This window comes from Geminocystis sp. NIES-3709 (assembly GCF_001548115.1).
In the GTDB taxonomy this organism is placed as follows: Bacteria; Cyanobacteriota; Cyanobacteriia; order Cyanobacteriales; family Cyanobacteriaceae; genus Geminocystis.
Genome location: NZ_AP014821.1, coordinates 1,837,947 through 1,852,006, shown reverse-complemented (window position 1 = coordinate 1,852,006; position 14,060 = coordinate 1,837,947). Strand labels below are relative to the sequence as shown.

The following is a 14,060-nucleotide window of genomic DNA, read 5'->3' as shown; positions in this document are numbered from 1 at the left end:
TAAATCAATTTTCATAGAGAAATCATAAATTTTTCCCTCTATCTCTACTCTCGAACATTTTACCAATGACTAATAATCTTATTAATGCTCAAAGTTTATACCTAAGAAAACACGCTTATAACCCTATTAATTGGTGGTATTGGGGAGAAGAAGCCTTAAATCTCGCTAAATCCCAGAATAAACCCATTTTTCTCTCGATCGGTTATTCTAGTTGTCATTGGTGTACTGTCATGGAGGGAGAGGCTTTTTCTGATCAATCCATCGCAGATTACTTAAATCAACATTTTGTAGCTATAAAAGTCGATCGAGAAGAACGTCCAGATATTGATAGTATATATATGACGGCTTTGCAAATGATGACTGGGCAAGGAGGTTGGCCTTTAAATATTTTTCTCACTCCTGATGAATTAGTACCTTTTTATGGCGGTACATATTTTCCTATTGAGCCTCGTTATGGCAAACCCGGATTTTTACAAATACTTCAAGCTATCAACGATTTTTACCATCAACAAAAAGATAAACTAGAATCATTAAAAGAGGAAATTGTCAAGAGTTTACAAGATAATTCTCAAGTAATTTTGTCGGTGGATACTCCCTTAACTTCCGAGTTGTTGATTCAGGGTATAACAAATAATAGCAAAGTTCTCGATCGCAATGATTATGGTTCGCCTCGTTTTCCGATGATGCCCTATAGTCATCTGATTTTACAGGATTCGACGAAAAATGAAAACTATCAAAAATTAGTCAAAAAAAGAGCGATAGATTTAGTTAACGGCGGAATTTATGATCATGTGGGCGGTGGTTTTCATCGTTACACGGTTGATGCTACATGGACAGTGCCACACTTTGAAAAAATGCTCTATGATAATGGTTTAATCATGGAATTTTTAACTAATTTGTGGAGTAGCGGAGTCGAAATCCCAGAAATTAAAATTGCTTGTGATGGTACATTAAACTGGTTAAAAAGGGAAATGACAGCAGATGAGGGTTATTTTTATGCTTCTCAAGATGCGGATAATTTTCCTACTATTAATGATTTTGAACCAGAAGAAGGAGATTTTTATGTATGGCATTATCAAGATTTAATAGAGATTTTATCAGATGAAGAATTAAGTGCTTTTGAAGATACTTTTACGATTACTAATAATGGCAACTTTGAAGGAAAAAATGTTTTACAAAAACTAGAAAATGTATCAATTAATAATATTGTTAAAAATGTATTAGAAAAGTTATTTATTATTCGTTATGGTGAAAGTTCATCAAATTTAACTAAGTTTACTCCTGCTAGAAATAATCAAGAAGCTAAAAGTATAAATTGGAAAGGACGGATTCCCCCCGTGACAGATACGAAAATGATTTTAGCATGGAACAGTTTAATGATTTCTGGATTAGCAAGAGCTTATGGTGTTTTTCAAGATAAAAATTACCTAGAATTAGCCGAAAAAGCAATAAATTTTATTCTTAATAATCAGTGGAAAAATGCTCGACTCTATAGACTTAATTATGATGGAAAAGTAAGTGTTTTTGCCCAAGCAGAAGATTACAGTTTTTTGATCAAGGCTTTATTAGATTTAGCTCAAAATTCTGAAAATAATTCTAGTTATTATTTAACCCAAGCAATAAAAGTACAACAAGAATTTGATTATTATTGTCTAGATCGAGAAAACGGTGGTTATTATAACAATAGTGATGATAATTCTCAAGATTTGTTGATCAGAGAAAAAAGCTATATTGACAATGCTACCCCTTCCAGTAACGGGATTTCGATCGTCAACTTGATAAGATTAGGATTACTAACGGGTAATAGTGAATATTTAGACAAGGGGGAAAAAACCTTGCAACTATTTAGCGAAATTATGACAAAATCCCCAACCAGTTGTCCGAGTATTTTTGTCGGTTTAAACTGGTATTTGCGAGGAAAAACCCTTAAAACCCTCCCAGAGATAAAACAAAAATTCAACCAAAAATATTATCCTAACGTCATTTATCAAATAACAGAAGATTTACCCCCCAATAGTGTCGGTATTGTGTGTCAGGGGTTGTCTTGTCTTCCACCAGTTAGAAGTATTAATGAACTTAATCAATTATTAACATAATTAGCGAAAAAATGCGTTTTAGCTTCTATTGTTTAGTCTCTCTTGTTAATTTTATCGTTGTAACTGATGTTATGGCTCAAAATATTGACGTGACGGAGAAAAGTAAAGAATTTGATCTAGATCCTAGTATTATCGAAAATAGCCCTGTTATTCGTCAGTGGATGAAAGAAATTCCTGATATTTCTGATAAAATTACTCATCAACCAATATTTCCTACTAGATACCGTTTTGGTTATACTCAGTTTCCTTCTAATAATGATTCTGGCGGTATTTTTTTAGGAGTAGAAGATGTTTTTATTGGCAATACTTCCTTGACTTTTAGTGCTAAATATAGTCAAGATCTTAGTAGTAATTCTGACCCTAAAAGCGATCGGTTGTCAATAGGTTCTAATTTACAGTATTATTTGTTCCCATTGGGCAGTTATATTAATATTGCTCCAGTAATAGGGTATCGTTATATAGAAACTGCCGGTTATAACACTGGTGGTGTTAATGTGGGAATCAGATTGGGGTTAATTTTTTCTCCTCAAGGTGCAGGAGATATTTTTATTACCCAAAGTTTTGTTTCTCCCACAGGTAGTAATGAAGTGGGAATCACTGAAATTAATGTGGGGTATGCTTTAACGAAAAATTTACGTTTAGCCACTGAAATTGGTTGGCAAAATTCGATTAAACAAAGCGATTCTCAGGTTAGTGTTGGTTTTGAGTGGATTCCCTAGCAATTAAGAATAGTGATTTGTCATTTATTAATTGTTAATTGTCATTTGTTATTCCTAACAGCTAACAGCTAATTTCCAACACCCAAAACTTAATATCTATTACTTTTTTGGAATGCAAATCGTTAAAAATCCCAACCTAGATAACTATAGTAATTCTCAGCCGTTACGAATAATCGCTATCGGTGATAGTTTAGTGTATGGTTATGGTGATACGGAAGGTGGTGGATGGGTAGAAAGATTGCGTCGCCGTTGGATGGAAAGCGATCGAGATCATGTATTGTATAATTTAGGTATTAGAGGCGATCGTACCAGTCAAGTAAAAGCTAGATTAGTTCAAGAATTTAGCTATCGAGGAGAGTTAAGAAATAAATATCCAGACCTTATTATTTTATCAGTAGGAGTGAACGATTCTCCCCGTTTAGGTCACATTCAAGGAAGAAATTTGAGTAATTATGATCAGTTTACAGAAGATATTAATAGTTTACTTGATCGAGCTTTAGAATTATCTCCCGTGCTATTTGTGGGAATGACTCCTGTTGACGAAACAAAAATGCCGTTTTTAGACTGTTTTTATTATAATCTCAGAGATCAATATCATTACAAAGAAGTAACGAAAAAAGCCTGTGAAACAAGACAAATTCCCTATCTCGATATATTTGATTTATGGATGAGTCGGGGAGAACATTGGCGAGTATCTCAAATGTCTAATGATGGCTTACATCCCAATGTAAAAGGTTATGAGTCATTATTTCACGAGGTAATTAACTGGCAATCTTTAATAAAATTAACAGTTTAATCGATGGTTTTAAACTATATCAATCGCTAATCATTTCTAATTCTTCCCATAGTTGTTCTATTTTTTGACACACTTGTGAAGTTGATAATTTACCATTAGTGTGTAAACCAACCATGTAGTTAATTTGAGAAGTAAATTTCTGTAACTTTTGGTTAGGAATTAAGCCTTTGATATAGTCTTGACCGTGATAAGGTGAAATTGGATAAAGAAAATCTTTTTTAATTTCCTGAACAATTGTATTAACCATTGTTTTCCCTCCACTATTACTATATTTTTTACTTAATTTTATCTTAACCTATTCTTAACCTAACTGACTTTATTAGACCTCTTGCAAAACTAAAATAAACAATATATTTTTGACAATTCGGAGTATGTAAGGAGTGAATGCCTCCGAAAAAACCAATTCACTCACTAGTAATACAATAAATATTCCATGTATTATCAACGAAAGTGTCTATTAACTAAAACTCAATTAATTTATTACAAATTTTCTTCATAAACCATAATTTTTCTTTTTTTACTTAGGCTTCTTTTTGCTTTATTTCATAATTATAAATCCCAGCAATTAAGTTAAATCTTAATCCAAATCTTTTTGTTCTATTTCGATACCTTTGTGATGATATTTTAAATATTTTTAGCTTTCTCTATAACCTGTTCTTCTAACGTTAGTTTTGGTTTTCTTCCCAGTTTTTTAGTTCTTTATTTTTGAGTATTTTTACAAGTAATTGATAAGTTTTTTTTGTGACACCAAATCTTCTTTTAAAGTTTTTGGGTAACAATTTTTCTACTCTTTTTATTTTCATAAGCTAATCTTATGTTTTCTTTGGGTGCGACCACTTATAATAACAAATTATGACCCTCTATTTTTATTTCAACTTAATTTTGCAAGAGGTCTAATTTCTGATTGAAAAAGTAAACAGATGCTGACAAGAAGACAACGAAGAAAATAATAAATTAGTTGATGTCTTCGTAACAAAATTATTCATTTCTGGTGCTATCATCTCCAAAGAAACACCAGAATTCATCATTTCTTGTTTCGCTATTTATAATCGTTGTTTTCTATCTCCTCTATCTAAATTTGCGATCGCAACTATACTGTCACTAAACAAACGTCAGACAAGTAGTCATTCCAAAAGATGATTATAATAATAAGTTAGAAGATAAAATATTTATCTCACCACTTATTGTCAATAAAACTAGAATCATTGATAATTAAAATATAGAGCAACAATTGAGGAAAAAATGTGCTGTTGTCAAAGGGATTTGAAGTTGAAGTTTATACAGGCACTAATGAAGGTGAAGTAATTGGGCTTTCCAGTCAAATTGTTAAAGACTTACAAAGTTTTGTACGAGAGCCTGATAGTCGTAATGTAGAATATACTACTGCTCCTTTGTGTAATTACGATCGACTATTATGTGCCTTATTACGCCCTCGTAAAGACTTACGACAATATCTTCAATCTTTGGGTAACTATACCATTATTCCGGGCAGTACCTTGTCTTTAGGAGATAGTACTAAATTTTTTCGATCAGATCCCGATAATCATTATCATGACTATATTGAGCAAACTTATCACACAAAAATTGTCACCGCCAGTATTCACATCAACGTCGGCATTGAAGACACAGAAAAATTAATTAGAGCATATCGTTTAATTAGATTAGAAGCACCTTTATTGTTAGCTTTAAGTGCCTCATCTCCTTTCTTAGATAACGAAGTTACTGGATTTCACTCTACCCGTTGGCGTTTATTTCCTCAAACTCCAGATAATGTCCCCTTATTTACCAATCATAGTCATTTTATCGAATGGACAAAACAACAATTAATCTTAGGCACGATGCAAAATGTGAGACATTTGTGGTGTTCCGTCCGTCCTAACGGAGACAATCGCCCTTATAATCTAAATCGATTGGAATTAAGGATTTGTGATTTAGTCTTAAACCCCATTCATTTGTTAGCCATAACCGCCATTTTAGAAGCTAGAATCACTCAAATTTTAAATGATGACACTTTAGATCCTTTACAACAAAGTACCATCAATCACGGTAATTTAGAAACGGAATTGTTAAAAATAACCAAATATAATGAACAAGCAGTTAGTGAAAATAGTTTAAATGCTCAATTATATCGTTGGCAAGATGGTAGTCAAATCATTGCTAAAGACTGGTTAGAAGAATTAATTAGCGAATTATATCCCCTTGCTAAAGCTAAAGGATTTGCTTGTTTTTTGACTCCTGCTTACAAAATACTAGAGCAGGGAAATCAGGCACAACAATGGTTACAGCAACATCAACAAGGCTTATCCATCACCGAAATTATCCAAAATGCGATCGTTTCCGTATATCAAGAAGAAAAAGATTTAGAAGATAAGCTGTGTGAACAAATTTTGATGGCATAAAATAATTAGGTGTTAGGAATTAGGTGTTAAAATTTTTACTCTAATTTAACAGTTAGTTACTTATTCCCCCTCTTGACATTATTACTGTCTCTGTGCCATTATATATTTAGTGGCTCAAAGCCATTTTATAAAAAAGGAGGGTAAAAAATGCCCATATTAGTTAATGATTCCCCCATCAAAACCTTTAATTTTCCGGGCGGAGAATGTCATGTTAGTTTATCCCCTGAAGTTATTACCCCGAAAACTATTATTCAAGGAATTCTTAATAGTGCTAATGAAATTATGGCTTTGTTACTTACCGTAGATGCTATTCGGCGTATTTTGCCTAGTGTCAGTATTGAATTAGTTATTCCTTATTTTCCCTATGCTAGACAGGATCGAGTTTGTAATCAAGGAGAATCTTTGAGTGTTAAGGTGATGACAGATTTAATCAATGGTTTAAAGTGCGATCGAGTTGTCATTATTGACCCTCATTCGGATGTTACATCTGCTTTGTTAGATAACTGTCAGGTAGTGACTCAAGCGGATATTTTAGCTCAAAGTGACTTAGGAAAAACCCTTCAGAAAGAAAACTGGGTATTAATTGCCCCGGATGCCGGTGCAGAGAAAAAGACTTTTGAAGTAGCTAAACGTTTATCACAATCTGAACAATATTTAGATGTTTTCTGTGGCAGTAAAATCCGTGATACCAAAACAGGCAAAATTTTAGCCACTACTTTTCATGATGATGTTAAAGGGCGAAAAGTATTGTTAGTCGATGATATTTGTGACGGAGGGCGAACTTTTATTGAGTTAGCAAAAGTACTTCAAGAAAAACAGGTGCAAGAAATTGCCCTTTATGTGACTCACGGCATTTTTTCTAAAGGATTACAGCCATTACGCCCTTATTTTAGCCATATTTATTGTTATCACACTATATTATCTCCAGATCAACAAGATACTAATTTTTTGATCATATTTTCTAATTCTTATACAAGTGTCTAATTAGTCATATTGGTTTAAAAATTAAAAACAAAGTATCTCGCAAAGAAAGGCACAAAGTTTTTGATAAGTAATTATCTCCACTTGATATTGTTATAAAATTATTACACAAGAAAAAAAACCATGAACATAAATCCCCTTAATGCCATAGACTTTTATAAAACTGATCACCGTCGTCAATATCCTGAAGGTACAACGGAAGTTTATGCTAATTTTACCCCCCGCAGTGGTCGTCTAGCAAAAGTTTTAGACTTTGATGATATTCGAGTCGTCTTTTTTGGTTTACAGTATTTTATCCAAGATTACCTAATCGATTGTTGGCATAAAAACTTTTTTGAGCAAGATAAAAATAAAGTCGTTTCTGCTTACAAAAGACGCATGGATACTTCTTTAGGAGTGGACGCAATTTCGATCGAACATATTGAAGAACTCCACGATTTCGGCTATTTACCCCTTAAAATTAAAGCATTACCAGAGGGCAGTTTAGTACCCATTGGCATACCTGTTTTGACGGTGGTTAATACTCATCCTGATTTTTTCTGGCTAACAAATTATATCGAGTCGGTGATGTCTTCTTATCTGTGGAAACCTATCACTTCTGCAACTACAGCTTTTCAGTACAAAAAATTAGTCAAAAATTATGCTATAAAAACAGGAACACCTTTAGATTTTATTCTTTTCCAATGTCATGACTTTTCTTTTCGAGGCTTATCTGGTGTACAAGATGCCATAATTAGTGGAGCGGCTCATCTTACTTCTTTTTGTGGTACAGATACAGTATTAGCGATCGATCTCCTAGAAGAATATTATAATGCTTCCGCAGACCAAGAAATGATCGGCGTTTCCGTACCCGCAACGGAGCATTCTGTTATGGCAATGGGAATGGAAGATGGAGAATTAGAGACATTTCGCCGACTCATTGAAGATTTATATCCTAAAGGTATTGTTTCCGTTGTGTCGGATACTTGGGATTTTTGGAAAGTTATCACCCAATATACTGTTATTCTTAAGAATAAAATTTTGGCACGAGATGGTAAGTTAGTCATTCGCCCGGATAGTGGAGATCCTGTTAAAATTATTTGTGGAGATTCTAGTTACCCTCAAGGTAGCCCTGAGTATAAAGGTGCTGTAGAGTGTTTATGGGAGATTTTTGGCGGTACTGTTACCCCTCAAGGTTACAAAATGCTGGATTCTCATATTGGCTTAATTTATGGTGATTCTATTACCCTCGATCGAGCTTATAATATACTCAAGGGTTTAGAAGAAAAAGGCTTTGCATCGGGTAATGTCGTTTTTGGTATTGGTTCATATACCTATCAATACGTCACTAGGGATAACTTCGGATTTGCCGTCAAAGCCACTAGCGGTGTGGTAAATGGCAAACGGCGAGATATTTTCAAAAATCCTAAAACTGATAGCGGTACGAAAAAATCAGCTAAGGGTTTACTGCGAGTTGAACAAGAGGGCAATACTTTTGTCTTGTATGAACAACAAACTCCCGAACAAGAAAAACAAGGTGCATTAAAAACCGTCTTTGAGGATGGTAAGCTAATTAAAAGCTATAGTCTTGGGGATATTCGTCAACGTATTTCTAGCTACCTTTAATTTTCGGTTTTATAACAAGATTGGTAAAAAGTCTCCCAAAGGCACTCATGTCGCAAAGGTTTTTCCGATAAAGATAATGACTAAAGAAAGTAAGTATAATTCTGAAGTAGAATTTCTTGATAATTACGATCCTACAATATTCGATCGACCTAGTACTTCTGTTGATACTGTTATTTTTACTGTTTTTGCTCAACAACTGCAAGTTCTCCTTGTAAAACGGGCAAACTACCCTTTTAAAAATCAATGGACATTAGTAGGAGGTTTTATCGATTTGGATAATGATCACACTTTAGAGGATACCGCTAGAAGGAAATTAGAAGAGAAAACAGGAGTAAAAACGCCCTATTTAGAGCAGTGCTTTACTATCGGTAATAAACAACGAGATCCGAGGGGATGGTCTGTAACTACCGTTTATTTCGCCCTTTTACCTTATCATAATATTACTCTGACAGCCGGAAAAGGTGCGATCGATATTAAATGGTCGCCTATCATTAAAGATCAAGTATTAGAATCATTAGCCTTTGATCATAGCGAAATTTTGCGTTTAGCCATTGAACGTTTACGCAATAAAGTCCTTTATACTTCTTTACCTGCCTATTTGATGTCTGAAAAATTTACCCTTGGAGATTTACAAAAAGTTTATGAGGTAATTCTCGATCGAATTTTGGAAACAAAATCTTTTCGCCGTCGTATCGCTAAAGCTGATATTTTAGAGGAAACAACAGAAATGCGTCAAGATGCTAAACGCCCTGCAAAATTGTATCGTTTAAAGGATAATATTGATACCTATTTCTTTCTCAGAAATATTGAGGGAGCAATTTTAGAAAAGTAGAATAAAAAATATTATAAATTAGGAATTAGGTAAAAGAATTGATTAAAAAAGTCTAAATTGATTTTACCAAGATTAAATCAATAATCAAAAGCAGTCAAAAATTAACCTAAAACCTAATATCTATTTTGCTTTGCGTAAGTCCTGACTAAGTAACTTTTTCAATGTACTAAAATTTACTTATCTTTTCACCGTATTTTTACTGATACATGATTTATAATAACTATGAGACAATCAAATCTCTTACACTAATATTGAGTGAAATCATGGCTATTAATCGTTTTCAAAATTGGTCAAAACGTACTCAGAGAATGCAGAAAGAATCGTTAAATTCATCTTCTGTATGGGATAATTCAATAGAGGAAGAACAAGAAAATATTGAGCAAGTTAAAAGGCAATGGCAAGAGAAGCAACATCGGGAATTTCAGCGTATTCAATATGAGGAATCTCAGAATCGAAAAATTAAACTGATGATTTCTACTTTGGTGAGTATAACTTTAATAGCGATCGCTTTCCCTCATATTCCTTATTGGTGGGAAAACACGAAAAATACTATTGCAGAATTATTTCCAGAAGAAACACCAAAGACATCTAGTAAAAAAGGTGGATTTTTAGACAAGCTAAAAAAATTACAGGAAAAACAGTCTAATCAAGAAAATAACAAACAAGATAATCTGACAGAAGATAACACAGATAAACAGAAAAAAGGTAGTAAAGCGACAATAGGAGAACAATTAGAGGAAAGTGTAGATAATATAGAAGATCATAATAAAAACTTCCAAAAAGCGATCGATCTTTCTGATGGTAAAGAAGTTAATTTACAGGAAGAGAAATAAAGGAGATTAATTTATGGCTAACTCCATTATGTATCAAGAGGATGGTTATGTTGTCTTAGAAACAAATCAAGAGGAACAATTAATGACAGAATCAGAATTACTTACTAAACTAGAAACATTACTAACTAGTCAGTCAAATTTACCCTCTGATATAACTAAATTTACAAATCTTTCTCAAAAAGCTGAATATGTACTCAATAATTACTGTGAATTTAATGTTGATGACGATCACTATTTACAATGGTATGTTGTACGTTGGGAAAAATAATTAAGTTTACTAAAAAAATATTTTGTTTATCAATGAGTTTTTTGACAGATTTTAAGATTACTTTTGCACCTCTTTCCGTCTCGGAAGTTTATCAATTAGCTGATAATGCGAGTAATGGTGCGATCGTGCTTATGAGTGGTACAGTAAGAAATCAAACAGAGGGTAAACCTGTTAAATACTTGGAATATCAGGCTTATGAACCTATGGCAATTAAAATATTTCAGGACATTAGCGATAGTATTAAAGAAAAATGGCAAGATACTAATACCATTATAATTCACCATCGTATCGGAAAATTAAAAATAGGAGAAATTAGTGTTTTAGTTGCGGTGGGTTGCCCTCATCGAGGAGACGCATTTAATGCCTGTGGCTATGCTATTGACACTTTAAAACACAATGCACCTATCTGGAAAAAAGAACATTTTGAAGACGGTTTTAGTAGTTGGGTTAGTATCGGAATGTGTGAGGAGTTGAGAGATGGGAATTAGGTGTTGATTTAAAATCTATAATTGAAAACCTAAAACTTAATTTTTAACTAAAAATTTTTCATATTTCCCCAAAGCAATTAAGGGAAAATAGTGACGATATAAATGATAATTAATATAAAAATGTCCGGGAAATCCAGTACCGGTAAATTGTTTTTCTTCCCATGTACCTTGATCATTTTGATTAGTCAATAAATATCTTATCCCTTTTTTAATATTATCTTCGGCAAATTTTTCGATCGCATTTCCACCATCTAATAAACCAATTAATGCCCATGCAGTTTGAGATGGAGTAGAATCCCCTTTACCCTTCAATCCATAATGTTTATAACTTTCACAGGTTTCACCCCAACCACCATCGGCATTTTGACAACTTACTAACCAATTAATTCCTTTTTCGATGACGTTTTTCTCGATTCTCGGTGCAATTACGGCTAAAGCTGACAACACTCCCGATGTACCGTATATATAGTTGACTCCCCAACGCCCAAACCAACTGCCATCTTCTTCTTGTTGTCGGATTAAATACCCGATCGCATTTTGAATCTTACTAGCTTTCATTGGTAAATCACAACTACCAACCATTTCTAATACTCTAGCAGTAATGTCCGCCGTAGCAGGATCAATCATAGCTTTTAAGTCAGCATAGGGAAGATAATTTAACCAATTAGCATCATTATTGATGTCAAATGCAGCCCAACCATGATTATGACATTGCATTGTCTCAATCCATCTTAAACATCGTAAAATTGCTTCTCGCTTTAAATTTTCTTGAGGCAATTCTAATTGATTTAACGTCATAACAACTACTGCTGAATCATCCATATCAGGATAAAAACGATTCTCATATTCAAATGCCCAACCTCCGGGTTTTCCTTGGGGATTTTTCACAACCCAATCACCATAGTCAAAAATTTGCTTGTCTAATAACCATTCTCCCCCTTTGACTAAATTAGGATGATTGGGGATTACTCCAGATTCGACAAGGGCGCGTAAACACCAAGTTGTATCCCACACGGGAGAAACACAGGCTTGTACTAAATAATCATCATGGGTTTCGATGGCAAAATTTTCTACGGCATTTAATCCTCGTGCCACCATAGGATCGTTAACGTGATATTTTAAGGTTTTAAGGGCTAAAAGGGAGTTAAGCATCGCAGGAATAATACCTCCCCAATCTCCTGTTACTTCTTCTCTTTCAATAATCCATTTTTCAGCGGCTTGAATACTTTGCTCTTTGAAGGGTACTATATTCCATTCTTCTGCTATTTTGAATAAGTTATCTAATTGTCCCAGTATATCTGTCCAATCGCCATTTAGGGGCATTTCATATTTAACATTTTTGATACCTTCACTATATAACTCATCTAATTTAATTCTCGGTTCGACGGCAAAAATCGGCTTTCGATCGAATACAATTAATAAGGGTACAGTGCTACTTCTTGCCCAACTCGACATTTCATAGATAGTAAAAAGAGGATTGTTGGGTAATAACATAATCCAAGGGGGAATGGAAGGCACTCCACGCCAGTCATAACAACCGATTAAAGCAAGGTGAAATTTAGTAAAAATACGACTTTTGCTGATACCACCTTTACTGAGAATAAATTTTTTTGCTCTTTCTAATGCCGTATCATCTATACTTACTCCCAATAATCTTAATGCCATGTAAGCCTCTACAGATGTACTTAAATCTCCTCCATCTCCATAGTATAATTCCCAACCACCATGACTACATTGTTTCGATCGTAAATAATGTTCTATCTTATGTAAAGGTTTTTGATTATCGATACCCCAAATTTTATAGAGCAAAACAGCTTCGGCAGTAATAGTAACATTAGACTCTAAATAAGCACACCAATGACCGTCTTCTTGTTGTAGAGAAAAAAGATAATCTTGAGCTTTTCTGATGGCCGTGTTAGCTTGTACTTTGTCAATGGTACTAGAATTACTAAAGTTTGCAGTCATGAGAGGTAAAAATTTAAGATTTATTTTATAATTTGTCTAATTTTAACAAAATTGAGGTTACTTTGCTTTTATTATAGTTATCTTCTTTCAAGATTAAAATAAATTTCTTAATTTTATTATATTGTTTTTTTTATTGTGAAAATAATGTATGGATTTTAGCTTGTTAAATAACAATCTTTTTGTTTTAAATATTCATTTTGAATGGATTAATAATTATTCTTTTAAAACCGTTTTATTTATCTCGATCGGTGCTATATTAGGTGCTTTAAGTCGTTATTATCTCACGGTATATTTTTCTCGTCACAGTCAAGTTTTTCCTTTTGGGACATTAATAATTAATATTTCTGGTTGTTTTTTTATGGGAATTATTGCTTTTCTTTCCCAAGAATTGATCGTTTCTATCCCTTTTCAATTATTATTTGTTACAGGATTTTTAGGCTCTTATACTACTTTTTCTACTTATATACTTGAGAGTTCTAATCTATGGCGAAATAATAAAAAAAAACACAGTATTTTATATTGGATAGGTAGTGTTATCTTAGGAATCATTGCTTTAGAATTAGGCATTAATTTAACCAAAGTAGTCTTAATCATAATACAATAAAATGAGTGAACAAAAACTTTCATTTTCATCATTATTTTTTCTTAAACATCCTTTAATAAGAATACCGATAGCTATTAGTTTAGGAGCAATTTTAGGTGCATTAATTCGTTATTATATTATTTTAAATCTCAATCAATGGTTACAATATAACTTTCCATTTGGTACTTTCTTCATTAATATTTCTGGTGCTTTTTTAATGGGTTTTATTGCTCATTTGCATTTCAAAATGGATATTATCTCTCCTGATTTTCGTTATATGTTTATAGTAGGATTTTTGGGATCATATACTACTTTTTCTACCTATGAATTAGAGATAAAGATTCTTTTAGAGAAAGGAAAATTGCTTCAAACTTCTTTTTATTGGTTAGGAAGTATGATTTTTGGAGTAATATTTTTTGAATTAGGCAATTTTTTAGGAAAAAAGTTTCGTAAAAAATCTCCATAATTATTTTGTTTTATCCTCAAACTGATATA

General features: G+C 33.0%; 14 protein-coding genes and 1 pseudogene. 12 read left to right on the top strand and 3 right to left on the bottom strand.

Annotation, left to right across the window (positions count from 1 at the left end):
* The first annotated feature begins 65 nt into the window (after nt 1–65).
* The 3 genes from GM3709_RS07980 (at nt 66) to GM3709_RS07970 (ending at nt 3,611) form a co-directional block, all read left to right on the top strand.
* Nucleotides 66–2,096, top strand: coding sequence for a thioredoxin domain-containing protein (locus tag GM3709_RS07980; protein ID WP_066118116.1), 2,031 nt, complete (start codon nt 66–68; stop codon nt 2,094–2,096).
* Nucleotides 2,097–2,107: 11 nt separating this feature from the next.
* Entirely contained in the window at nt 2,108–2,815 is a 708-nt protein-coding gene (locus GM3709_RS07975; protein WP_231937638.1) for a hypothetical protein, read from the top strand.
* A 112-nt stretch (nt 2,816–2,927) separates the two neighbouring features.
* On the top strand, nt 2,928–3,611 hold the full coding sequence (locus tag GM3709_RS07970) for a GDSL-type esterase/lipase family protein (RefSeq protein WP_066118114.1): 684 nt from the start codon (nt 2,928–2,930) through the stop codon (nt 3,609–3,611).
* A gap of 19 nt (nt 3,612–3,630) precedes the next feature.
* On the opposite strand, the gene GM3709_RS07965 is transcribed toward GM3709_RS07970, so the two are convergent.
* Nucleotides 3,631–3,858, bottom strand: coding sequence for a hypothetical protein (locus GM3709_RS07965; protein ID WP_066118112.1), 228 nt, complete (start codon nt 3,856–3,858; stop codon nt 3,631–3,633).
* Nucleotides 3,859–4,132: 274 nt separating this feature from the next.
* A pseudogene (locus tag GM3709_RS19680) lies at nt 4,133–4,249 on the bottom strand (IS5/IS1182 family transposase); the annotation flags it as partial.
* A 606-nt stretch (nt 4,250–4,855) separates the two neighbouring features.
* Between GM3709_RS19680 and gshA the strand changes: the two are divergent.
* The 7 genes from gshA (at nt 4,856) to GM3709_RS07930 (ending at nt 11,017) form a co-directional block, all read left to right on the top strand.
* Nucleotides 4,856–6,010: a glutamate--cysteine ligase gene (gene gshA / locus GM3709_RS07960; RefSeq protein WP_066118110.1), complete on the top strand. Its 1,155-nt coding sequence runs from the start codon at nt 4,856–4,858 to the stop codon at nt 6,008–6,010.
* A gap of 147 nt (nt 6,011–6,157) precedes the next feature.
* Nucleotides 6,158–6,994, top strand: coding sequence for a ribose-phosphate diphosphokinase (gene prs / locus GM3709_RS07955; RefSeq protein ID WP_066118108.1), 837 nt, complete (start codon nt 6,158–6,160; stop codon nt 6,992–6,994).
* A gap of 120 nt (nt 6,995–7,114) precedes the next feature.
* On the top strand, nt 7,115–8,596 hold the full coding sequence (locus GM3709_RS07950) for a nicotinate phosphoribosyltransferase (protein ID WP_066118106.1): 1,482 nt from the start codon (nt 7,115–7,117) through the stop codon (nt 8,594–8,596).
* Between the two features lie 76 nt (nt 8,597–8,672).
* Nucleotides 8,673–9,428, top strand: a complete 756-nt coding sequence (locus tag GM3709_RS07945; RefSeq protein ID WP_066118104.1) for an NrtR DNA-binding winged helix domain-containing protein — start codon at nt 8,673–8,675, stop codon at nt 9,426–9,428.
* Nucleotides 9,429–9,691: 263 nt separating this feature from the next.
* Nucleotides 9,692–10,261 (top strand): hypothetical protein, encoded by a 570-nt coding sequence (locus GM3709_RS07940; protein ID WP_066118101.1) that lies wholly within the window; start codon nt 9,692–9,694, stop codon nt 10,259–10,261.
* A 13-nt stretch (nt 10,262–10,274) separates the two neighbouring features.
* Nucleotides 10,275–10,529: a chlororespiratory reduction protein 7 gene (locus tag GM3709_RS07935; protein ID WP_066118099.1), complete on the top strand. Its 255-nt coding sequence runs from the start codon at nt 10,275–10,277 to the stop codon at nt 10,527–10,529.
* A 32-nt stretch (nt 10,530–10,561) separates the two neighbouring features.
* Entirely contained in the window at nt 10,562–11,017 is a 456-nt protein-coding gene (locus GM3709_RS07930) for a molybdenum cofactor biosynthesis protein MoaE (RefSeq protein ID WP_066118097.1), read from the top strand.
* A 36-nt stretch (nt 11,018–11,053) separates the two neighbouring features.
* Here the strand turns inward: GM3709_RS07930 and shc are convergent, their stop codons facing one another.
* Nucleotides 11,054–12,982 (bottom strand): squalene--hopene cyclase, encoded by a 1,929-nt coding sequence (gene shc, locus GM3709_RS07925; RefSeq protein ID WP_066118095.1) that lies wholly within the window; start codon nt 12,980–12,982, stop codon nt 11,054–11,056.
* A gap of 148 nt (nt 12,983–13,130) precedes the next feature.
* Here shc and crcB (GM3709_RS07920) point away from each other — a divergent pair, with 148 nt between their 5' ends.
* Together crcB (GM3709_RS07920) and crcB (GM3709_RS07915) are read left to right on the top strand one after the other, a co-directional pair.
* Nucleotides 13,131–13,586 (top strand): fluoride efflux transporter CrcB, encoded by a 456-nt coding sequence (gene crcB / locus GM3709_RS07920; RefSeq protein WP_071828027.1) that lies wholly within the window; start codon nt 13,131–13,133, stop codon nt 13,584–13,586.
* A gap of 1 nt (nt 13,587) precedes the next feature.
* The gene (gene crcB, locus GM3709_RS07915) at nt 13,588–14,031 is read left to right on the top strand and encodes a fluoride efflux transporter CrcB (protein WP_066118094.1); all 444 of its coding nucleotides are present in this window, start codon (nt 13,588–13,590) and stop codon (nt 14,029–14,031) included.
* The last annotated feature ends 29 nt before the right edge of the window (nt 14,032–14,060 follow it).

Coding starts and splice junctions, on each gene's coding strand:
- GM3709_RS07980 (WP_066118116.1), top strand. CDS start 66: ATGACTAATAATCTTATTAATGCTCAAAGTTTATACCTAAGAAAACAC.
- GM3709_RS07975 (WP_231937638.1), top strand. CDS start 2,108: ATGCGTTTTAGCTTCTATTGTTTAGTCTCTCTTGTTAATTTTATCGTT.
- GM3709_RS07970 (WP_066118114.1), top strand. CDS start 2,928: ATGCAAATCGTTAAAAATCCCAACCTAGATAACTATAGTAATTCTCAG.
- GM3709_RS07965 (WP_066118112.1), bottom strand. CDS start 3,858: ATGGTTAATACAATTGTTCAGGAAATTAAAAAAGATTTTCTTTATCCA.
- prs (WP_066118108.1), top strand. CDS start 6,158: ATGCCCATATTAGTTAATGATTCCCCCATCAAAACCTTTAATTTTCCG.
- GM3709_RS07950 (WP_066118106.1), top strand. CDS start 7,115: ATGAACATAAATCCCCTTAATGCCATAGACTTTTATAAAACTGATCAC.
- GM3709_RS07945 (WP_066118104.1), top strand. CDS start 8,673: ATGACTAAAGAAAGTAAGTATAATTCTGAAGTAGAATTTCTTGATAAT.
- GM3709_RS07940 (WP_066118101.1), top strand. CDS start 9,692: ATGGCTATTAATCGTTTTCAAAATTGGTCAAAACGTACTCAGAGAATG.
- GM3709_RS07935 (WP_066118099.1), top strand. CDS start 10,275: ATGGCTAACTCCATTATGTATCAAGAGGATGGTTATGTTGTCTTAGAA.
- GM3709_RS07930 (WP_066118097.1), top strand. CDS start 10,562: ATGAGTTTTTTGACAGATTTTAAGATTACTTTTGCACCTCTTTCCGTC.
- shc (WP_066118095.1), bottom strand. CDS start 12,982: ATGACTGCAAACTTTAGTAATTCTAGTACCATTGACAAAGTACAAGCT.
- crcB (WP_071828027.1), top strand. CDS start 13,131: ATGGATTTTAGCTTGTTAAATAACAATCTTTTTGTTTTAAATATTCAT.
- crcB (WP_066118094.1), top strand. CDS start 13,588: ATGAGTGAACAAAAACTTTCATTTTCATCATTATTTTTTCTTAAACAT.